Here is a 22626-nt window from a genome sequence, read left to right as displayed (position 1 = left end):
CTCATAAATCCGGCTGATGCATTCATGAACGATCATGATTGTTGCGGAACTGTCTTTTCGATTTTGTGCATCCAGTCTACGAGCGGACGAGCCCGTTCGGTGAAGTCGACAAGACGATCCGCCAGATCGGCACGGGTAATCGTTTCAGGGTCGATTTCCATCCGCACCGAGAAATGCCGATTGCGAATTGCTTCCAGCAAATCATCATCAGTGACGGCCTCGAAACCACGTGGCGTGCGTTTCAGCCGGTCGTAATCGCTGATTTTCAAACCGTTTTTCTTGAGTTTCGCGACCATGGCGCGGAATTCTTCCGGCTTCTCGGCAATGGCCGTACGTATAGCCAGAAGCAGCTCTTTTCTCGCTCCCCACCAAGCCACACAGGCGTAGCAGTCGCGAACACCCGGCAGGCCGATACAGACATAGAAGCAGCCGCTCTCGTCCCATTTTGTACCCGATTGCGACAGCAGCGCAGACAGGTGACGGTTATAGGGGGCCTTGTCCTTGGAAAACCGCGTATCGCGTTTGATACGGAACTGCGATTTCACCCGGTCGCCCTTGAACGGCAGACCGGCCTTTGCAAAACGACCTGTCAGTTCCTCGACAAGATCGCCAAGCGGTTCCTTCAATTGCTGCTCGAAAAGATCCTTGTTCTCGACGAACCATTCGCGATTCTGGTGAAAATCCAGAGCTTTCAGAAACGGGATCGCTTTTTCACCAAAACCGCTGAACGGGGCCATTATTCTTCTCCGACCAGTGTGAACCAGGCGTCTTCATCGATGACTTCGATACCCAACTCGGACGCCTTGGCGAGTTTGGAACCAGCGCCCGGTCCGGCCACCACAAGATCGGTCTTTTTCGAAACCGATCCAGCCGTCTTTGCCCCATAGCGCTCGGCCATGGCTTTCGCCTCATCGCGCGACATACGTTCCAGACTGCCGGTAAATACCACCGTCTTGCCTTCGACCGGCGAACCGGTGGCAACACGTGCTTCCTCGTCAAGCGGCGTCACTTCGGCGAGAAGAGCCGCCAACACTTGCACGTTATGCGGCTCCGCATAAAAATCCACGACTGCCTCTGCAACGATGGAACCGATGCCCTCAACCGCAATCAATTCCTGCCAGGCGTCGTTACCCTTGTCGGTGCGGTCGCCTTCTTTTGGCGGAACCGCTTCCAGAGCCGCTTTTTCAAAGGCGGTATAAGACAGATAGGCGCGCGCAAAGCGCTTGGCATTCACCTCACCAACATGACGGATACCAAGGCCGAACAGAAAGCGATGCAGGGCAATCTCGCGCCGATCATTGATCGCATCATAAAGCTTCTTCACGGAAGTCGCGCCGAAACCTTCAATGTTCTCCAGTTTCTTGAGAGGCGAATCCGCCTGTCGCTTTTGCAGCGTGAAGATATCGGCAGGCGATTTGATCTTCAGGCTGTCATCTTCTGCATGGAAGAAGAACTCGACCTGCTTCTCGCCAAGGCCTTCAATATCGAACGCATTGCGCGATACGAAATGACGAATGCGCTCGACCGCCTGCGCAGCACAGGTCAGGCCGCCGGTGCAACGATAGACCGCCTCGCCCTCTTCACGCACAGCATGGCTGTGACAGACCGGGCATTCATGCGGGAACACAAACGGCGTTGCATCGGCTTTGCGCTTCTCCAGCACGACATCGACAATCTGCGGGATCACATCACCTGCGCGCTGCACGATTACCGTATCGCCGACGCGAATATCATGCTCATCAGCACGAATACGCTCACCCTTGAGGCCGATACCCTTGATATAGTCCTCGTTGTGCAGCGTCGCATTGGTCACGACCACGCCACCGACAGTGATCGGCTCCAGCCGCGCCACTGGCGTCAGCGCGCCGGTGCGCCCGACCTGAATGTCGATGCCGCGCAAGATCGTCGTAGCCTGTTCTGCCGGAAACTTGTGCGCAATGGCCCATCGTGGGCTGCGCGAGCGGAAACCGAGCCGCGTCTGCAGATCGAGCCGATCAACCTTATAGACGACACCGTCAATGTCGTAGTCGAGCTGAGCGCGCTCAAGGCCAATGGCACGGTAATGCGCAAGCAATTCATCTGCACCGTGAAGCCGCTTCGTCAGCGGATTGACCGGGAAACCCCATTCGCGAAAAACCTCGACCATACCCGTCTGCGTATCGGCAGGCATGTCCGACATCTCACCCCAGGCATAGGCAAAGAATTTCAGCTTGCGGCTCGCCGTCACCTTGGCATCGAGCTGGCGCAGGGAACCTGCTGCCGTGTTGCGCGGGTTCACATAGGTCTGCTTGCCTTCAGCGGCCATCTGTTCGTTGAGCGCGAGGAAGTCACTTTTAGCCATATAGACCTCACCGCGTACTTCAACGACGGAAGGCGCTCCAGCCGGAAGCCGGTTCGGAATTTCGGCAATGGTGCGGATATTCGCCGTCACATTCTCGCCGGTCGTGCCGTCACCACGCGTCGCACCGCTAACCAGAATTCCATTCTCATAGCGGATCGACATGGAAAGCCCGTCGATCTTCGGTTCAGCGGTAAATGCGATGGAATTATCCGGCAGATGCCCCAGAAAGCGATAGACACTGCCCACGAAATCGCGGACGTCATCGTCTGAAAACGCATTGCCGAGCGAAAGCATCGGGCGTGCATGAACAACCTGCGCAAATTTGGAAACAGGTGCTGTACCAACACGCAAGGACGGGCTGTCTGTCCGCACCAGATGCGGGAAGCGCGCTTCAATCGCATCGTTACGCCGCTTCAGCGCATCATACTCGGCATCCGAAATCTCTGGCCGGTCATTGGCATGATAGAGCTCATCATGATGCGCAATTTCACGCGCCAGCCGTTCCAGTTCTGAAGCGGCTTCAGGTTCAGTCAGTTTTTCGACGGGAGTATCGGTCATAAGCGGAGCAAAACCTGCTGATTCAATTTTGCTCAACATAACCAAGAAATGGCATCGCGCCTACACCGGCCCGACATTACGAACATGCATATCCCCTGACAGCGTCATGTCAGGAGACGAGCGCACTATCTCTTTGTTTGTACGCATTATCCGACGCATCGAAGCGGGATCAGAAATCAGTCCAGTGGACTGATTTCCCCGCGTAGGCGCTTCGCACTTTTGCTGGAAATGCTCAATTCTCAGCCAGCAGGCGTTCTGCTGCTGCGCGCGCTTCGTCGGTAATGCTGGCACCGGCCAGCATGCGGGCAATCTCTTCCTGCCGCTCATCCACCCCGATGGAACGGATCGAGGTAGACATACGGTCTTCATTGGTCGCAGACTTGGCAATCAGGAAATGCGTGGAAGCACGCGCTGCCACCTGCGGCGCATGTGTGACCGAAAGCACCTGTACGCGACCAGAAAGCCGTGCAAGGCGCTGCCCGATGGCATCTGCCACCGCACCGCCCACGCCGGTATCGATTTCATCGAATACGAGCGTCGGAGCAGAACCGCGATCCGCAAGCGCCACCTTCAGTGCCAACAGGAAACGTGAAAGCTCGCCACCCGAGGCGACCTTCATCATCGGCCCGGCCCGTGTGCCCGGATTGGTGCGCACCCAGTACTCGACAGTATCGATGCCTTCAGCCGCCCGTGCTTGCGCGTCGGTCGTCATCTCGACAATGAATTCGGCGCGCTCAAGCTTCAGCGCCGGCAATTCGGTCATTACTGCAACCTTTAGATGCTCTGCTGTTTCCTTACGCAAACTGGAAAGCTTGGCCGCCGCCGTGTCATAGGCCACCCGCATTTCGGCCGCCTGACTTTCAAGCTGGATCAGCTTTTCTGCTCCGGCATCCAGATCGGCAAGATCAGCATCCATCTTGTCACGCAGCGCAGGCAATCCCTCTACTGCGACAGAATATTTGCGTGCGGCGGCGCGCAAAGCAAAAAGCCGCTCCTCAACCTGTTCCAGCACGCGCGGATCGAAATCGATTTCGCGCATGGCATGATCTATACCGTCCTGCGCGAGAGCCAGACTGTTGAGCGCCTCGTCAATTGCCTTGCAAACCGGCTCCAGCAGATGCGGCGCTTCCGGGATCTTGCGCTCCAGACGACGCACAAGGCTTGCCAGAGACGGCACAGGTGATCCCTGCCCCGACAGTAACTCACCGGCTTCGTTCACATCACCCGCGATCTTTTCGGATTTCATCATGATCGCGCGGCGCTCGGCGAGCTCTTCTTCCTCGCCGGGCTGCGGATCCAGCTTGGTCAGTTCTTCAACTGAAGACCGCAGGTAATCGCCTTCACGCTCGGCCTGCTCGACGCGGGCACGATGCTTGGCAAGTGCTGTTTCCGCATCGCGCCAAGCCTTGTGACGCTCGCGAACCACTGCGGCCTCTGGCTCGAGACCGCCAAAAGCATCCAGCAATGTACGGTGAAGATCGGTATCGATCAGCGCGCGGTCGTCATGCTGGCCATGGATTTCCACCAGCCTGCGTCCGAGATCACGAAGAAGCGCGACGCTCGCCGCCTGATCGTTGATGAAGACGCGCGTGCGACCATCACCCATCTGCAGGCGACGCAGAATGATGTCGCCATCATCGTCAAAACCGTTGTCACGCAGAAAAATCCGAGCCGGATGCGCGCCCGGCACATCGAACACTGCAGTCACCTGCCCTTGATCGGCACCATGACGCACCAACGAGGCGTCGCCACGTGCGCCAAGTGCCAGTGAAAGCGAATCAAGCAAAATAGACTTGCCCGCCCCGGTTTCACCGGTAAGTACGGACAAGCCTGTCTTGAACTCGATGTCGAGCCTTTCAATCAGAACAATATCGCGGATCGACAGGTGCGACAGCATGTGAGAATCAGCTTATGAGCCGCCGCCGGTGATGAGCGACGAAGCCTTGGCCAGCCACGAATTACCGTTTTCGCGTGGCTCAAGACCACCGCTCTGCAGAAGCTTGTAGCTGTCCTTGTACCACGGACTGTCCGGATAGTTCTTGCCGAGAACCGAAGCGGCCATCTGGGCTTCCGACGTCAAGCCAAGCGCATAGTAGGCTTCGACGAGACGAGCCAGTGCTTCTTCCACCTGACGGGTATTGGAATATTCCTCCACAACGCCGCGGAAGCGCTTGATAGAGGCAAGGTATTCCTTGCGTTCCAGATAATAGCGGCCAACCTGCATTTCCTTGCCAGCGAGCTGGTCGCGGGCGAAGCGGATCTTGGCCTTGGCATCATCCGTATATTCGGAATCCGGGAAACGATCGACCACTTCCTGCATCGCAGCGATTGCGCGACGGCTTGCAGCCTGATCGCGGGTCACGTCCGGAATCTGGCGGAAGTAGGAAAGACCGATGATGTAATAGGCATAGGCCGATTCAGGCGAAGTCGGGTAAAGCGTGTTGTAACGCTTCGCCATCGAGATCGCTTCTTCGTAATTGCCCTTGCGGTAGTTGGTGAAGGCAGCCATCACGAGCGACTTGCGTGCCCATTCCGTGTAGGGATGCTGGCGATCGACGGCGGCGAACTTCTTCGCAGCTTCATCAAGGCGACCTGCGTCCAGATTGGCGAGACCTTCATTGTAGGTTTTGTCGGCAGGATCAATCGTCTCGACATACTTGGTGAGATCGATGTCGTCGTCCTTGCTGGCACAACCGGCGAGCGGGATAAGAACGGCGATAGCGCCAGTCAGCAGCGCGGTTTTCGTCACACCCTTGAATTTGAAACTCGTCATGCGGTCTCCGGCCTTCTGACAGCGTCATTCCTGTTTGGAGTTGCGTGCTTCTAGCACTGCACGGCAGCTCCATCCATACAAATCATTCAGCTTCAGCGAATGTACGAACATAGCTGACGCTGTTTTGGCCGTCCATAAACCACATGCAGGCGAAATCGGCAATCGTCTAGTGGTCTGAATCCGCCGGACGGCGTATCGAAACGCGTAACCAGTGTGAATTGGCCCCGGTATTGGCTACCCGTATGGGTAGTTGCTCCCCGATCAATCCACCGTAGAACGGCGCACCGACTCAATTGTGAGGTGAACCGGCGAACACGGCTCAATTAAGGCCATGCGCCGATACATACTATTTCTTGGCTAAATTTAGAGCGCCCATGGAGCCGCTATATTCGGCTTCACAGCAACGAAATCCGATGCTCTCGAGTTCTGGCGAACACCGGAAGCCTCGACAATATCGAACGCCGTCTTGTCCGACAGCAGCGCCTTCACCGTTTCCGCATTCAGCCTGTGACCACTGCGGTAGGAACGGAAACAGCCGATGAACGGCAGACCGGCAAGTGCCAGATCGCCGACGGCATCGAGCGTCTTGTGACGAACGAATTCGTCCTTGAAACGCAGCCCGCCCGGATTGATGACAGAATTGTCGTCACCAATGACAAGCGAATTGTCGAGCGACGAGCCAAGCGCATGGCCGGAAGCCCAGAGGCGTTCCACATCCTTCATGAAACCGAAAGTCCGCGCGGTGGAAAGCTCCTTGCGGAAGGTCGCTTCGTCCACATCGTCTGCAAACTTCTGCCGACCGATCAGCGGGCATTCGAAGTCGATCTCAACTTCAAACCGCGTACCGGCGAAGGGGCGGAATTCACCCCAGGAACCGCCAGCTTCGACGCGGACCGTTTTCAGAATGCGAATAAAGCGTCGTTTTGCTTCCTGTGTGACAACACCCGCCTCATCGAAAGCTTCGATAAAACGCGCAGAAGTACCGTCGAGAATGGGAACTTCAGGACCGTCGATTTCAACGACAAGGTTATCAATGCCCAGTGCGGCGACCGCCGCCATCAGGTGCTCAACCGTGTCGATCTTGGATTCTTTCGGTCCGAGCGACGTGCAGAGGTCAGTGGCGCCAATCTGTGAAACATGGGCCCGTACTTCCGGCGCCTTTCCCTTCAGATCTGAACGCTGGAATACGATTCCCGTATCGGCATCGGCCGGGAAAAACGTCGCCGAAGCTGGAGCTCCGCCATGAACGCCGACGCCCGAAAGCGTAACCGCACGACCAATTGTCTTTTGATAAGCGCTCAAGAGAGTTCCAATCTGCTGAATAAAATGAATACAGGCCGTTTAAACGGAATTTCAACACAGCCCATTTCGCAATTCTTTGCGTCTATATGGATAGATATAGCTAAAATTGCGACAGGAAATACAGAGGGTTCACCAACTCGTGCTGCCCGGACCATACTCCGTTACAATTAAAATAATAATTTGCGTGACTTGAAGAAAATCACGCTTTCTTACGAATGTTTTGATTTTGTTTACTGAAACGAAAAAGCCGCGGGGGTTACCCGCGGCTTTCCTATTCACTCACCGAAATGGCTCAGTTCGACTGACGGCGCAGGAAGGCCGGGATTTCGAGCTGATCTTCTTCCGAAGCTGCGCGCGGCTGCGGACGACCCTGATCATCAAGCTGGCCGCGACGCGGTGCGTAGATGGACGTGTCCTGCTGCGGAGCGCGACGTTCAGCCGGACGCATGCCAGGTTCACGATGCTGAGCCGGTTCCAGACGGGCTGCAGGCTGATCTTCCTCACGACGCGACAGACCATGAGTCAGGCGCTTCAGGAGGCTCATCGGGCCGCGCGGCTCTTCCTGTGCAGGCTGCTGCGGAGCACGACGGGCATTGATTTCAGCCTGTGCAACCGGCGGAAAATCCGAAACGGCAGGCATGCGCGGAGCAGGACGCGGTTCACGAACCGGCTGTTCATGCATCTGCGGCTGCTGGTAGGCCTGTGGCTGTGCTGCCTGATGACCTGCCGGTGCCTGCGGCATCGGTGCACGGGCAACCGGAGCGCGTTCGAAGGACTCCGGTGCCGGAGCCTGGAAAATGCGGCTCTGCGGACGGAATTCCGGCTCAGCAGAAGCTGCAGGAGCTGCTGGTGCGGCTGGAATTTCAGCTTCGGCAGACTGGATCGCCTGGGCAATCGGATCGACCTGACGCGGCTGTTCAACAACTGGAGGACGAAGTGCGCCATGCGGAGCCATTGGCTTCGCCTGTGCAGTCTGCTTTACCGGCTGGCGAAATTCCAGCGGCGCAGGCGCCGCGTCTCCTAACTGCTTATCGATACCGGTAGCGACGACAGAAACGCGGATGACGCCTTCGAGGCCTTCGTCGAAGGTTGCGCCAAGGATGATATTCGCATCCGGATCGACTTCTTCGCGAATACGCGTAGCAGCTTCGTCGACTTCGAACAGGGTCATGTCGCGACCACCGGTGATCGAGATCAGGAGGCCCTTCGCGCCGCGCATCGAGGTTTCGTCAAGCAGCGGGTTAGCGATTGCAGCTTCGGCAGCAGCCATTGCACGGCCTTCGCCGGAAGCTTCGCCCGTACCCATCATAGCCTTGCCCATTTCGCGCATCACCGAACGAACGTCGGCGAAGTCGAGATTGATGAGGCCTTCCTTGACCATCAGGTCGGTGATGCAGGCAACGCCCGAATAAAGCACCTGGTCAGCCATTGCGAAAGCATCGGCGAAGGTGGTCTTGTCGTTGGCGATGCGGAAGAGGTTCTGGTTCGGAATGACGATAAGCGTATCGACGTTCTTCTGCAGTTCTTCGATGCCGAGATCGGCAGTCTTCATGCGGCGGGCGCCTTCGAAATGGAAAGGCTTGGTCACGACGCCAACGGTGAGGATGCCCCGTTCACGGGCAGCGCGCGCCACGACCGGAGCAGCGCCGGTGCCGGTGCCGCCGCCCATGCCGGCGGTCACGAAGCACATATGCGTGCCATTCAGGTGATCGACGATTTCGTCGATGCACTCTTCAGCAGCCGCACGGCCAACTTCTGGCTGGGAACCAGCACCAAGACCCTCTGTAACGGCAGCGCCGAGCTGGATCATGCGTTCGGACTTCGACATCGTCAAAGCCTGAGCGTCGGTGTTGGCCACGACAAAATCCACGCCGCGCAGACCGGCATTGATCATGTTGTTGACCGCATTGCCGCCGCCGCCGCCGACACCGAATACGGTGATGCGGGGCTTCAGCTCGGTGATATCCGGCTTTTGCAGATTGATAGTCATAGGTCCTTGTTCCTCTTAAGCCTTACCACCGCTTCGCCGCCGCGGTGTGGATTGGTTGTTACCCAGATGGTCACGCCCCAATAATTCAACACGCTATTTCAACAGCTTACACAATACTTACTACTCAGAAACTCTCTTTCAGCCATTGGCTGACACGTTGAATGCGCCCACCCGTACCGGTCATGAGACCGGAGGAAGCCGCTTTCACCGACCGCTCTTCTATCCCGGCCACCTGCGGGTAAATCAGAAGTCCAACGGTCGCGGCAAAAGCTGCCCCCTTAGCCGCCTCAGGCAATCCCGCTATTCCTAGAGGACGCCCGATTCGTACATTTCTTGCAAGGATTCGCCTGGCTGCCTCTGGCATTCCTGGCAGCTGGCTAGCGCCGCCGGTCAGAACCACACGCTTGCCGACAATATGTCCAAGACCTGACTGGTTAAGCCTGTCGCGCACCAGTTCCAGTGTCTCTTCCACTCTTGCACGGATAATCCGCGTCAGCACCGAGCGCGGATATTGATTGGGTACATCACGCTCATCGTCGCCGATGGGCGGAACGGAAATGAGATCGCGGTCATCGGCAGCGCTCGGCAGAGCGGAGCCATACATGACCTTCAGACGTTCGGCATCTTCCATCCGGGTGGAAAAGCCGCGAGCCACATCCATCGTCACGTGATTGCCGCCAATGGCCACTGCATCGGCGTGAATAAACTTGCCTTCGGAGAAGACGGAGATCGTCGTCGTGCCGCCGCCCATATCGATGCAGGCCGCGCCCATTTCAGCTTCGTCGCCGACCAGAGCGGCAAGACCGCTGGCATAAGGCGTTGCAACGATGGCTTCCACCGACAAATGGCAGCGATTGATGCAAAGCTCCAGATTGCGCAGTGGCGCTGCGTCGGCCGTCAGCACATGCATATCGACGCCGAGGCTATCGCCCAACATGCCGAGCGGATCGCGAATACCGCGTTCACCATCGAGCGTGTAGCCAACCGGCAGCGAATGAACGAGGTGACGCTCGGCTGCAAGCGCCTGCTTGGCACCGGCAGCCAGAACACGACGAATATCGGTCTGCTCGACTTCATGGCCGCCCAGATTGACGCTGGCCGTGAAGGTTTCGCTCTTGAGGCGACCGGCTGAAATATTGACGATCAGGCTATCGACGGTAAGACCAGCCATGCGCTCAGCTGCATCGACCGCAAGGCGGATCGACTGCTCTGCCGCATCCAGATCAATGATGACGCCCGACTTGACGCCGCGCGAACGCTGATGGCCGATGCCCAGTACTTCCATACGGTGCGTGCGGCCTGGCAGCAGTGCGCCGCCTTCATGCGGACGCAACCGTGCGATAACGCAGGAAACCTTGCTCGATCCGACATCCAGAACCGTTAACAGGCGCACCTTGCGCCCTGCAGTTCCGCCTTGTGATGATCCCTTGCCGCCCAGAATACTCATACGCGCTTCCCCGTGCGGGATAGTTCTTTTTTACGCTCTGCCAGAAACTTCTGGCGCTGCTCCATGCCACTTGCAGTCAATTGAACAGTCACGCGATCATCCAGACGAAGATCGACCGCAGCGATATCGCGCGAAAGAAGATGCTGGTCCTGATCGAGCTTCTCGACCTGCGCGAGCGCCTTCAGCGGATCGGTTTCCGGCAGCATGATGCGCACGCCATTATCCAGAAGCAGGTCCCAGCGACGGTCGCCGACACGGATGTAGGCGCGAACCTTTCCGGCCAGACCCGGATAGGCAGCGATTTCATCAACGAAGCCCTTGACCTTCTTTTCCGCGCCATCGCCCACGACGAGCGGCAACGAATTGTAACGGCCCGGACGGAACGGAACGATGGTATCCCCGGCGGCGTCGATCAGCGCCAGATCCTTGTCGTTTTGCCAGATGGCGAACGCCTTGCGTTCATGCAACGAGACAAGAACCGTACCAGGATAAACCTTGCGAACTTCTGCGCTTTCAACCCATGGCAGCTTGTCGATGGATTGGCGCGCTTCTTCAGCGCTCAGACCGACGAGAGATGTCTCGCCATCAAGATCGAGCTGACCCAGAATATCTATATCGGACGTCTCGTTGTTGCCGACGACCTTTATATCCTCAATTGCGAAACCGAGTGTGGAAGCAGTCGCCTTGACCACCTCCGGCGTGTGACCGCCAACCGCCATGCCATAAAGGCCGGTAGCACCAAGGAAACCCAGCATGCCGACAGTGCCTGCATGGCGCGGAATATTTACATTGCCTTGGAAAAGGCGAGCAGCAAAGCGAAACGGCTTGCGCAGGAAACGCGGCAGGACAAAAGCAGCACCCGTCGCCCCCGATGCATCCCGCATCGAGCCCGAGCGCCCATATCCGTCCGATTTTCCGTTCAACGCAAACAAGACGCGTCCTCCACCATCCAACTCAACAATTCACCGAAAGAGATACCAGCCGCTTTGGCGATATCAGGCACGAGCGAGGTAGGAGTCATCCCCGGCTGGGTATTGATTTCCAGCCAGATAACTTCGCCATCATCAGAGAAACGATCGTCGAAACGGAAGTCTGACCGGCTTACGCCCCGACACCCGATTGCCCGATGCGCCGTAAGGGCCATTGTTTGTATTTTTTGGTAAATATTTGGTAAAATTTTTGCCGGACACACGTGAGATGACGCGCCTGCAACATATTTTGAATCATAATCGTAGAACTGATGGCCTACCGGAATGATCTCACACACGTCCATGACGCGATCACCCATCACGGCACAGGTCAATTCCCGGCCGGGAATGTATTTTTCGACCAGAACCTCGGCACCGTAGTTCCACTCAGCCGAACTGATGATTTGCGGCGGATGCGCCTGATCTTCCTTGACGATCACGACGCCAAAGCTCGAACCTTCGCGAACCGGCTTGACCACGTAAGGCGGCTCCATCGGATGCTCAGTGCCGATCTCAAAACGGTTGAGCAGAAGCGAGGAAGCAACAGCAACACCGGCAGCAGCCGCAACCTTCTTGGCGCGGTCCTTGTCCATGGCGAGCGCCGATGCGAGCACGCCCGAATGCGTGTAGGGAATCTGGAGATACTCGAGAACGCCCTGAATAGCGCCATCCTCACCGAAAGGGCCATGCAGCGCATTGAACGCAACGTCAGGCTTCAGTTCGGCAAGAACGCTGGCAACATTGCGATCCACATCAATACGCGTCACGCGATAGCCGCGCTCTTCAAGGGTCGCAGCGCAAGCCGTTCCAGAGGACAAACTGACCGGGCGCTCCGAAGAGAAACCGCCCATCAAAACGGCGACGTGCTTTCCCGTCATGTTAGCATCCCCTCTGCGCAATCCCCTGCGCATCAATTAAACAGAATCCAAGCAACCCAGCAGCGAAGGCCGCAGGCACCCGCGGCAGGAAAATCCTGCCGAATCAAATCACTGTGTGGTTAACCCTAAAGAATCAGAGGATTGATTCCGTGACAAGACCCTATAGAAAGGGACGAACCTTACGCGTCGCTTGTGAAGGCAAAAAAGCCCGGAATATCAGGTAGAAAATCCGGGCAACTTTTTTATCAAAATTTTCCAAGAAACTCTTCTACCGCCTCGCCCTCGCGGAACAAACCGAGACGTTTGATTTCCCAATGAAGGCGAATACCCGAATTTTCAAAAACTCTGGCGCGAACCGTTTCGCCCAAAGTCTCCAGATCGAGCCCCGTTGCGGTGCCTGTATTGATCATAAAATTGCAGTGCATTTCGGACATCTGCGCGCCGCCGACGCGCAAACCGCGGCAACCTGCCTTGTCGATTTCCTTCCAGGCCGATGTGCCTTCCGGATTCTTGAAGGTCGAGCCACCTGTTTTTTCGCGTACAGGCTGCACCGTCTCGCGATGATGCTGCACCTCGTCCATGGCTTGTTTGATCGCTTCATGCTTGCCGGGAGTTCCCTCGAACAAGACAGAGGTAAAAATCAGATCCGGCGATGCTGAGGAATGCCGATAGGCGTAGCCCATATCCGCATTGGAAAGCACATGCACATCGCCCTTGCGATCAAGGGCGCGAACCTCCACGACGCGCTCGCGCGTTTCCACGCCGTTGGCGCCTGCATTCATGCGCAAAGCCCCGCCCATGCCGCCGGGTATGCCATGGTAGAAGTGGAAGCCAGCCAGCCCCGCTTCCAGCGCCGCTGCGGCCACGCGCTTGTCAGGCGTCGCCGCGCCTGCCCGCAGCTGCGTCTCAGAAACCTGATCGACTTCGCCGAAGCCTTTTGCGGAAAGCCGCACGACAAAGCCTGGAACACCGCCATCGCGCACGAGCAGATTGGAGCCGATGCCAACCACGAGAATCGGTATCTCTTCCGGCACAGCCTTCAGAAACGAGGAGAGGTCTTCTTCATCGGCAGGCTGAAACAGAACCTGTGCCGGTCCGCCAGCGCGGAACCAGGTGATCTTGTCCATACCAGCATCGGGCGTCAGCCGACCACGCAAGCCCGACAATTTGCCGTCGAGCTTCTTCAGAAGCGTCTCGCCGCTTTCCATCTTACTTCTTACCCTGTTCAGCCAGTTCTTTCGGCAGCGCATATGCCCACTGCGTAATATTGCCTGCGCCGAGGCAGACCACGAAGTCGCCCGGCTCCGCTATCGAAGCAACCAACGGTGCCAGTGCTTCTGGCCCGCTGGCATAGCGTGCATCGCGATGACCTGCGGTTTTGATGCGCGATACGAGCGCCTCGGAATTGACGCCTTCGATAGGGTCTTCGCCAGCCGTATAGACCGGCGCCACGATAACCGTATCGGCATCGTTGAAACATGCCGCGAATTCATCAAACAGGCTTGCCAGACGCGTATAGCGGTGCGGCTGCACAATGGCGACCACACGACCTTTTGTGGCTTCACGTGCAGCTTTCAGCACGGCGCGGATTTCAACCGGGTGATGGCCGTAATCGTCGAATATCTCTACGCCGTTCCACGTGCCCGTATGGGTAAAGCGACGTTTCACACCGCCGAACGAACCAAGGCCACGACGAATATCGTCGGCCACGATACCCAGCTCATGCGCAACGGCGATTGCCGCCGTCGCATTGGATACGTTGTGCTGCCCCGGCATCGGCAGACGCAGATCCTTGATCTCGGTTGCCTCGCCCTTGCGCGAACGGATCACGACATCGAACAGACTCGCAGCACCATCCATGCGGTGATTGACAAAACGCACATCAGCCTGCGGGTTTTGGCCATAAGTCACAATGCGGCGGTCTTCGATCCGGCTCACCAGAGCCTGCACTTCCGGATGGTCAAGGCACATCACGCCAAAGCCATAGAACGGAACATTCTCGACAAACTGCGCGAAAGCCGCACGCACGGCATCGAAATTGCCGTAATGGTCGAGATGTTCCGGATCGATATTGGTGACGACCGCGATATCGGCTGGCAGTTTGAGGAACGTGCCGTCGCTTTCGTCGGCTTCCACCACCATCCAGTCACCATCGCCCATACGGGCATTGGTACCGTAAGCATTGATGATACCGCCATTGATGACGGTCGGATCAAGATGCCCGGCATCGAGCAATGCGGCGACCATTGAGGTCGTGGTGGTCTTACCATGCGTACCGCCAATCGCAACCGCATGACGGAAGCGCATCAACTCGGCCAGCATTTCGGCGCGGCGCACGATAGGCAGCAGCTTTTCGCGTGCAGCAACCAGCTCGGGATTGTTTTTCTTGATCGCCGTCGAAACGACAACAACTTCGGCATCACCGATATTTTCAGCCTTGTGGCCGACAAAGACCTCAATGCCTTTTTCACGCAGGCGCTGCACATTGGCGCTGTCGGACTGGTCAGAGCCCTGTACCTTGTAGCCGAGATTATGCAGCACTTCGGCAATACCGCTCATGCCGATGCCGCCAATTCCGATGAAATGGACAAGCCCGATATTCAGCGGCATTTTCATGGCCGAGTTCCTTCTTTGAATTCCTGAACAGATTTACCTGCTGCAATAGCCTCTGCCAGATCAGCAAGCAACTGCGCTGCATCCGGCTTACCAACGCTTTTTGCAGCTTTTGCTTGTACTTCGAGGCGCTGTGGCTCATTCATCGCAGCCTGGAGTATCTCGGCAAGGCGTTCTGGCGACAATTCCGACTGGCGAACAACCTCGCCACCGCCGACAGCCGCGAGCGCTGCTGCATTCGCTGCCTGATCATGATCGAGCGCGTGCGGAAACGGCACCAACATCGCCGGACGACCGATCACGGTGATCTCAGAAACGGTCGAAGCACCGGACCGCGAAATCACGAACTGAGCATCCGCCATGCGTGCTGGCATATCGTTGAAAAACGGCGCAACGTCAGCGGGAACACCAAGTTTCTTGTAAGCTTCGCGTACAGCGGCTTCGTCTTCCTTGCGGGCCTGCTGGGTGATCAGCAGCCGCGCTCGGTCGTTCTCTGGCAGCAAAGCCACGGCAGCGGGAATGGCAGTCGAAAAGAACTGAGCGCCCTGGCTACCGCCAAAAACCAGCAGGCGGAAACGTTCATCCGCCTTGACCGGCTTGTAGGGCGTTCCGGCTGCAGTCAGAACTGGTGGACGCACCGGATTGCCGGTCGTAGCCGTCTTTTCGGCATGGGCCCCACCGGTCTCGGGCAGGAAACCACCGGCAATTGCTTTCACGCGACCTGCAAGGCCCTTATTGGCGCGACCCATGACGGCATTCTGCTCGTGCACCATCGTCGGGATGTTCATGTTGCTCGCGGCATAGAGCGGCGGCAGCGTCGGATAGCCACCAAAGCCCGCAACGAGTTTGGGCTTCAGCCTGCGGAACAATTTACGGGAATCGAGATTGCCCTGCCATAGTGACCAGAACGTCTTCAGGAGCGCTATCGGGTTGCGGCCTGCAATTGTTGCCGAACGAATGACATGAACATGATCTTCCGCGAAGGCACCCGCGAAACGCTGCGCGCGCGCATCGGTCGCCAGATGGACGTCCCAACCACGCGCCTTCAGTTCATGCGCCAGCGCTTCCGCCGGAAAAAGATGACCGCCCGTTCCACCGGCGGCCAGTACGATTACGCCTTTTACCATCAGCCCCTCACAGCGCAGGAATGCGTTTGCCCATATCGACACCGCTACCGACCGTATGGGTCATGCGGGCTTCCGGACGGCGGCGCGTCAGAGCCAGAAGGATGCCCATCGTGATGGCGATGGCAATGAGCGAGGAACCGCCATAGGAGATGAACGGCAGGGTCATTCCCTTTGCAGGCATGAGATGCAGGTTCACAGCCATGTTGATGATCGACTGGAAGCCGAACAGAATGACAATCCCCGAGACAGCCAGACGGGTGAACGGATCACGCTCGCGCAACGCAATCGAAAGGCCGCGCACGACGATGAATGCGAAAAGCAGCATGATGATCATGCACAGAACGATGCCGTATTCTTCTGCCGCAACCGAGAAAATGAAATCGGTATGGCTGTCCGGGATGATGCGCTTGATGGTACCTTCGCCCGGACCTTGTCCGAACCAGCCGCCGCGCAGGATTGCTTCGCGTCCGGCATCGACCTGGAACGTGTCGCCCTCGCCTGTCATGAACCGGTTGATACGCCCGGCCACGTGATCGAACATGAAATAGGCTGAAACGCCGCCGCAAACAGCAAGACCACCCAGGACCAGAATCCAGAACATCGGCAGACCGGCGAGGAAGAACATGGCACCCCATGTGCCTGTGGTCAGCATTGTCTGGCCAAGGTCAGGCTGGAGGACGAGCAAAGCAGCAACGGTGCCGAACAGCAGCATGGCAAGAAAATTGCCGGGCATTTCGCCACCGCGTTCACGCTCCGAGAACAGCCAGGCGCAAACCACCACGAATGCAGGCTTCATGAATTCTGACGGCTGGATAGAGATCCCTGCCAGATTGACCCAGCGCCGCGCACCTTTCACTTCGATACCGAAGAACAGTGCGGCAACCATCAATACAAGCGAAATGCCGAGCAGGATCAAAGCAAATCGCCTGATCTGGCGCGGCGACAGAAACGACACGCCGATCATGACGCCAACTGCCGGCAGCATGAAGAAAATCTGGCGCTCGACAAAGTGGAACCCGTCGAGCCCGATACGCTGGGCCACGGCAGGACTTGCGGCGAATGACAGCAGAATGCCAAGCCCCATTAGAGCAAGACATGCAGCGAGGAAGAAGCGGTCTATTGTCCACCACCAATTGGCGACAGGACCGCGATCGACACGGCTTACCATCAGCTTTTCCCTCCTATCGGCTCGACGCCCGGAAGCGCCAGAACAGCGCTGCGGAATGCATCGCCGCGTTTTTCAAAATTCTGGAACTGATCGAAGCTCGCGCAAGCGGGCGACAACAGCACAACCGGTTCGGGAGCCGCATCGTTACCGGCATCGCGAGCCGCATGTTCGACGGCAACTGCAAGCGTGTCAGAAATCTCAAATGGCGCCCCATCGCCAAGCGTTGCCGCAAACTGCGCTGCGGCTTCGCCGATCAGATAGGCCTTGGCAATTCGCGGGAAGAACCCGGCCAGCGAGGTAATCCCGCCAGCTTTCGGCACACCACCTGCAATCCAGTAGATGTTCTGCGGGAAGGAGGACAACGCCGGAGCCGTTGCTTCCGCATTGGTTGCCTTGGAATCGTTGACGAACAGGACTTTCCCGCGATGCCCAACCTGCTCCATGCGGTGGGCCAGACCGGGAAAGCTCTTCAATCCCGCATCGATTTCTTCAAGGCTTAAGCCCACTGACAGGCAGGCGACGACAGCCGCAAGCGCGTTCTGCGCATTGTGCGCACCGCGCAGCGAACCGATACCTTCCAGGGAAGCGATTTCGTCAATTTCCCCGTCCTGCGACCAGAGCAGCTTTGCGCCGTCAGCGAAATAGCCTTTGCCAAGGTGCCTTTCCTTGGAAATTCGCACGACGTGTACACCATCGCGATAAAGCCGGTCCGCAATGGCTTCGCAATAATCATCATCAACGCCGACAATTGCCGTGTCGCTCGCCGCCACCAGACGTTCCTTGATCGCGGCATAGTTTTCCATTGAGCCATGACGGTCGAGATGATCCGGTGTCAGATTGAGCAGAATGCCCGCCGTCGGGTTCAGCGATGGCGCCAAATCGATCTGATAGGATGAACATTCGACCACATAGAAGCGATTTGCCTGCGGCGGCTCCAGCGTCAGGATTGCGGTGCCGATATTGCCGCCAAGCTGCATATCCCGACCGGAAGCCTTGATGATATGGGCGATCAAAGCGGTCGTCGTCGATTTGCCGTTGGTGCCGGTGATGGCGATGAACGGGCAATCGGGAGCAATGTGATTGCGCTCGTGGACAAACAGCTCCACATCACCGATGATTTCGACACCTGCGGCATGAGCCAGATCGACAGTCCAGTGTGGCTTTGGATGGGTCAGCGGAACGCCCGGCGAAAGCACGAAAGCCGCAAATTGCGTCCAGTCAGCCTGCCGCAAATCGCCTGTGGCAATGCCCGCGCTCTGGGCACGGGCAACGCTGTCGGGATTGTCATCCCAGGCAATGATCTTTGCGCCGCCCGCGAGAATGGCCTTGGCGGTCGCGATACCCGACCCGCCCAGTCCGAAAAGGGCGACTGTCTTATCCTTGAGGGCGGTGATCGGGATCATTCGATATGCCTGTTATCTGAGCTTCAGGGTGGAAAGGCCGATCATCGCGAGAATGATCGCAACGATCCAGAAGCGGATCACGACCTGGCTCTCGGTCCAGCCCTTCTTTTCGAAATGGTGGTGAATAGGCGCCATGAGGAAGACACGCTTGCCGGTCAGCTTGAAGGAGCCAACCTGAATGATGACGGAAAGCGCTTCGACGACGAACAGACCACCGATGATGGCGAGAACGATTTCATGCTTCGTTGCAACCGCAACAGTGCCCAGCATACCACCCAGCGCCAACGAACCCGTATCGCCCATGAAGATAGCGGCGGGAGGCGCATTGAACCACAGGAAGCCGAGGCCCGCGCCGATAACAGCGCCAAGAACCACAGCAAGTTCACCTGTGCCCGGCACGAAATGAATCTGCAGATAGTCGGCGAAGATCGCGTTGCCGGAAAGATAGGCAATGAAGCCGAAAGACGCTGCGGCCACCATGACCGGTACGATTGCAAGCCCGTCGAGACCATCTGTCAGGTTTACGGCATTGCCTGCGCCCACCATGACGAAGGCTGCAAACGGAATGAAGAACCAGCTCAGATTGACGACGAACTGCTTGGCAAACGGGAATGTCAGCGACGACGAGAACGGCTCCTGCCCTGCCCGCATGATGACGAACGCGGCAATAGCGGCGATCAGGAATTCGATGCCAAGACGCGCCTTGCCGGAAAAACCCTTGTCGGACTGCTTCGTCACCTTGAGATAATCATCATAGAAGCCGATGGCGCCGAAACCCACCGTAACCAGCAGAACGACCCAGACATAGACGCTGGCCAGATTGGCCCAGAGCAGGCATGACACAAGAATGCCGGTCATGATCATGAGGCCGCCCATGGTGGGTGTACCGGCCTTCTTGAAATGGGTCTGCGGACCGTCAGCGCGGATCGGCTGGCCTTTCCCCTGACGCACCCGAAGCGAGTTGATGATCGACGGGCCGAACAGGAACACGATCAGCGCCGATGTAATCATCGCGCCGCCGGTGCGGAAGGTAATGTAGCGGAACACATTGAGCGGTGTCATATGTTCGGCGAAGAAGGTGAGAAGCATCAACATGTAGAGAAAAATCCCTCAAATACCGCTTACTCCGCGGGTTCCACCGGCGGAAACTGGCTAATCAACGTCTTGACGATTTTGGAAAAGCCGATCCCCTTCGACGATTTCACCATGATGACATCGCCCGGACGGACCGCCTTGATCACCAGCGGCAACAATTCGTCGGTGCTTTGCCTGTACTCGGTCTGAATTTCAACCGGCAAGGCATTTTTCAGCGCCGACATGTCCGGTCCACCGATAAAAAGCGTATTCACTTCAGCATCCACGATCGGGCGCGCGAGATCGGCATGAAGTTTGCCCGACTGACGGCCAAGCTCCAGCATGTCGCCTAAAACCGCGATGCGACGGCCACGCGAACCTTCCGGTGTGGTCGAATGCAACAGCGACAGGGCTGCGCGCATCGAGGTCGGATTGGCGTTGTAGCTCTCGTCGATCAGCGTGAAGGTTCCTTCAGGATGCTGAAGCACATGGCGCGCACCACGACCGCCTTCTGCAGAAAGCGTCGCCATGGCCATCATCACCTTGGCGATATCAGCTCCGACCAGATCAGCGGCCCCAAGAACGGCGAGCATGTTCTGCACAATATGACGGCCCGGCATACCAACCTTCACGGCTGCTTCATGCGTTCCGATTTTGACCGTCATGCAGGAGCAGGTTGGGTGCAGCTTCACTTCGCGCAGACGATAGTCGGACCGGGCGTTCTCGCCGAATGTGGCAATGTGTTCGACACCGGCCTTTTCGGCCAGTTCTTCCAGCTGTTTGAAGCGCTTGTCATCACGATTGAGAAGCGCATAGCCGCCTGGAACTATGCCTTCGAAAATCTCCGCCTTAGCAACGGCGATTTCTTCCAGATTGGCGAAATGACCAAGATGTGCCGGTGCAATCAGCGTGATCAGCGCCACATGCGGGCGCACCATCTTCACCAGCGGACGAATTTCATCGTGATGGTTCATGCCGATTTCGAAAACGCCGTAATCCGTATCGGCAGGCATGCGCGCAAGCGTCAGCGGCACACCCCAATGATTGTTGAACGACGCCACAGAAGCATGGACCTTGCCGACTTCCGAAAGAACGTGACGCAGGGCTTCCTTGGTCGTCGTCTTGCCAACCGAACCAGTCACCGCGATGATCTGCGCCTTCGAGCGTGCCCGCGAGGCAATGCCAAGCTTGGTCAGGGCCTCAAGCACATCCTCGACCACGATCATCGGTACTTTGGAATTGCCGAATGCGGGCAGACGATGCTCGGCCACCACAAGAAGACCCGCACCAGCGGCCATGGCGCTGGTTACGAAATCATGCCCGTCGAACTGTTCGCCCTTGATGGCGAAAAAAGCCTCGCCCGGTTTCAGCGAACGGCTGTCGATTGAGATGCCGGTTATGCCGCCGGGAAGGTTGCCAAAGGGCCTGCCTTCCATGGCTTCAACCATATCGTTGGATGTCCAGAGCCAGTCACTCATTCCGAGCGCTCCTCAAGGCGGGCAGCAAGTGCTGCTGCAACTTCCGCATGATCAGAGAACGGCAAGGTAATGCTGCCGACAATCTGGCCCTCTTCATGCCCCTTGCCTGCAACGACCAGCGTATCGCCCGCCTGCATCATGGATACAGCGGTAAAGATAGCCTCTCGACGATCACCAATTTCGGTTGCGCCCGGCGCTGCTGCCATGATTTCCGAGCGGATTTGGGCTGGAACCTCCGAGCGCGGATTGTCGTCCGTGACGATTGCCACATCCGCCAGTCGCGAGGCGATTTCGCCCATGATCGGACGCTTTCCCTTGTCGCGGTCGCCGCCGCAACCGAAGACCACAATCACCCGGCCCGTCGTGAACGGACGCACCGAAGTCAGAACATTTTCCAACGCCTCAGGCTTGTGGGCGTAATCGACATAGGCCGGAGCGCCATCTTCCGTCGCACCGACGAGATCGAGCCGTCCCGGCGCACCTTTGAGGAGCGCCAAGGCACGCATTGCAGCCGCAGCCGGAACGCCCGTAACCATGGCAAGCCCTGCAGCAACCAGCGCATTTGCGACCTGAAAATCTCCGGCGAGCGGCAGTTCGATCTCAAAAATCTCGTCGCCGATGCGCACTTCGACATGCTGGCGGAAACGCTCGTGCTCGACCCGCTTGAGAGCAATGAAATTGCCTTTTCGTCCGACCGTCTTCACGTCGCATCCAGCAAGCGTCGCCGCCTCGATGGCCTGCGCCGAGAAATGATCGTCGGAGAAGATGATGGCTGGCGCACCCTTCGGCAAAAGCGTGTTGAAGAGACGCATCTTCGCGCCAAGATATTCCTCGATGGTCGCGTGATAATCCATATGGTCACGACCGAGATTGGTAAACGCACCGGCAGCGAGCTTGACACCATCAAGACGACGCTGATCAAGGCCATGCGATGAGGCTTCCATGGCCGCATGGGTCACGCCTTCATCGGCAAGCTCTGCCAGAACACGATGCAACTCCACCGGATCGGGTGTTGTCAGCGAATTATAGTCGCTGCGCGTCGGCGAAAACACGCCGGTCGTGCCGATATTCGCCGCCGGAAAACCGGCATAGGCCCAAATCTGCCGGGTAAAGGACGCGACGGAAGTCTTGCCGCTGGTGCCTGTAACTGCAACCATAACTTGTGGCTGCTTGCCATAGAACTGCGCCGCAGCAACTGCCAATGCAAGGCGGGGATCATCGACATGAAGAACCGGGACGCCTGCGTCAGCGACAGCCGTATCCTTGCCTGCGATGATGGCGCTGGCGCCGCGCTTGACGGCATCGACGACAAAAGCCGCACCGTCTGCTTTCACGCCTTTCAACGCTGCGAAAAGAAAACCGCGTTCGACCTTGCGGGAGTCCGACGTGACGCCGGTGATCTCCACCTCACCGGCATCGCCGGAGGCCAGTTCCTTAAAGAGAGCGATTTCCTTCAGTTTCATGGTCATACCAAATCCAGATTCAGTTGTGCGCGTTTCGCTGCAA

The 22626-nt window shown here is 57.6% G+C and carries 17 protein-coding genes; all 17 read right to left on the bottom strand.

Annotated elements, in window-relative coordinates; translation table 11 throughout:
* Window positions 1-32: 32 nt before the first annotated feature.
* The gene (locus FG152_RS18580; protein WP_010659740.1) at window positions 33-737 is read right to left on the bottom strand and encodes a DUF2461 domain-containing protein; all 705 of its coding nucleotides are present in this window, start codon (window positions 735-737) and stop codon (window positions 33-35) included.
* A complete protein-coding gene (gene ligA / locus FG152_RS18575; RefSeq protein WP_010659739.1) occupies window positions 737-2899 on the bottom strand; it encodes an NAD-dependent DNA ligase LigA in 2163 nt (720 codons plus the stop codon). The genes FG152_RS18580 and ligA overlap by 1 nt, the downstream gene beginning before the upstream one ends.
* A 232-nt stretch (window positions 2900-3131) precedes the next feature.
* On the bottom strand, window positions 3132-4796 hold the full coding sequence (recN, locus tag FG152_RS18570; protein WP_010659738.1) for a DNA repair protein RecN: 1665 nt from the start codon (window positions 4794-4796) through the stop codon (window positions 3132-3134).
* Between the two features lie 12 nt (window positions 4797-4808).
* The gene (locus FG152_RS18565) at window positions 4809-5672 is read right to left on the bottom strand and encodes an outer membrane protein assembly factor BamD (RefSeq protein WP_010659737.1); all 864 of its coding nucleotides are present in this window, start codon (window positions 5670-5672) and stop codon (window positions 4809-4811) included.
* Between the two features lie 363 nt (window positions 5673-6035).
* Window positions 6036-6974: a UDP-3-O-acyl-N-acetylglucosamine deacetylase gene (gene lpxC, locus FG152_RS18560; RefSeq protein ID WP_010659736.1), complete on the bottom strand. Its 939-nt coding sequence runs from the start codon at window positions 6972-6974 to the stop codon at window positions 6036-6038.
* 292 nt (window positions 6975-7266) lie between these two features.
* The gene (ftsZ, locus tag FG152_RS18555; protein ID WP_010659735.1) at window positions 7267-8964 is read right to left on the bottom strand and encodes a cell division protein FtsZ; all 1698 of its coding nucleotides are present in this window, start codon (window positions 8962-8964) and stop codon (window positions 7267-7269) included.
* Between the two features lie 124 nt (window positions 8965-9088).
* Window positions 9089-10411, bottom strand: a complete 1323-nt coding sequence (gene ftsA, locus FG152_RS18550; protein WP_010659734.1) for a cell division protein FtsA — start codon at window positions 10409-10411, stop codon at window positions 9089-9091.
* Window positions 10408-11343: a cell division protein FtsQ/DivIB gene (locus tag FG152_RS18545; RefSeq protein WP_010659733.1), complete on the bottom strand. Its 936-nt coding sequence runs from the start codon at window positions 11341-11343 to the stop codon at window positions 10408-10410. Before FG152_RS18545 ends, ftsA begins: the two co-directional genes overlap by 4 nt.
* Window positions 11331-12257, bottom strand: a complete 927-nt coding sequence (locus FG152_RS18540) for a D-alanine--D-alanine ligase (RefSeq protein ID WP_010659732.1) — start codon at window positions 12255-12257, stop codon at window positions 11331-11333. Before FG152_RS18540 ends, FG152_RS18545 begins: the two co-directional genes overlap by 13 nt.
* A 245-nt stretch (window positions 12258-12502) precedes the next feature.
* Window positions 12503-13465, bottom strand: a complete 963-nt coding sequence (gene murB, locus FG152_RS18535) for a UDP-N-acetylmuramate dehydrogenase (protein ID WP_010659731.1) — start codon at window positions 13463-13465, stop codon at window positions 12503-12505.
* 1 nt (window position 13466) lies between these two features.
* Window positions 13467-14873: a UDP-N-acetylmuramate--L-alanine ligase gene (gene murC, locus FG152_RS18530; RefSeq protein ID WP_010659730.1), complete on the bottom strand. Its 1407-nt coding sequence runs from the start codon at window positions 14871-14873 to the stop codon at window positions 13467-13469.
* Entirely contained in the window at window positions 14870-15997 is a 1128-nt protein-coding gene (gene murG, locus FG152_RS18525) for an undecaprenyldiphospho-muramoylpentapeptide beta-N-acetylglucosaminyltransferase (protein ID WP_010659729.1), read from the bottom strand. The genes murC and murG overlap by 4 nt, the downstream gene beginning before the upstream one ends.
* A gap of 7 nt (window positions 15998-16004) precedes the next feature.
* Complete coding sequence (ftsW, locus tag FG152_RS18520; protein WP_010659728.1) at window positions 16005-17165, bottom strand: putative lipid II flippase FtsW; 1161 nt, start codon at window positions 17163-17165, stop codon at window positions 16005-16007.
* Window positions 17165-18568 carry a UDP-N-acetylmuramoyl-L-alanine--D-glutamate ligase gene (gene murD / locus FG152_RS18515; RefSeq protein WP_010659727.1) on the bottom strand — a complete coding sequence of 468 codons (1404 nt, stop codon included), beginning with the start codon at window positions 18566-18568 and terminating at the stop codon, window positions 17165-17167. Before murD ends, ftsW begins: the two co-directional genes overlap by 1 nt.
* Window positions 18569-18580: 12 nt before the next feature.
* Window positions 18581-19663, bottom strand: coding sequence for a phospho-N-acetylmuramoyl-pentapeptide-transferase (gene mraY / locus FG152_RS18510; RefSeq protein WP_010659726.1), 1083 nt, complete (start codon window positions 19661-19663; stop codon window positions 18581-18583).
* 26 nt (window positions 19664-19689) lie between these two features.
* Window positions 19690-21120, bottom strand: coding sequence for a UDP-N-acetylmuramoylalanyl-D-glutamyl-2,6-diaminopimelate--D-alanyl-D-alanine ligase (locus FG152_RS18505; RefSeq protein ID WP_010659725.1), 1431 nt, complete (start codon window positions 21118-21120; stop codon window positions 19690-19692).
* Window positions 21117-22589 carry a UDP-N-acetylmuramoyl-L-alanyl-D-glutamate--2,6-diaminopimelate ligase gene (locus tag FG152_RS18500; RefSeq protein ID WP_010659724.1) on the bottom strand — a complete coding sequence of 491 codons (1473 nt, stop codon included), beginning with the start codon at window positions 22587-22589 and terminating at the stop codon, window positions 21117-21119. Before FG152_RS18500 ends, FG152_RS18505 begins: the two co-directional genes overlap by 4 nt.
* Window positions 22590-22626: the final 37 nt, after the last annotated feature.

It is taken from the genome of Ochrobactrum sp. XJ1 (assembly GCF_024701725.1).
GTDB classification, from domain to species: domain Bacteria; phylum Pseudomonadota; class Alphaproteobacteria; order Rhizobiales; family Rhizobiaceae; genus Brucella; species Brucella anthropi.
This window is presented reverse-complemented; position numbering and strand designations above follow the sequence as displayed.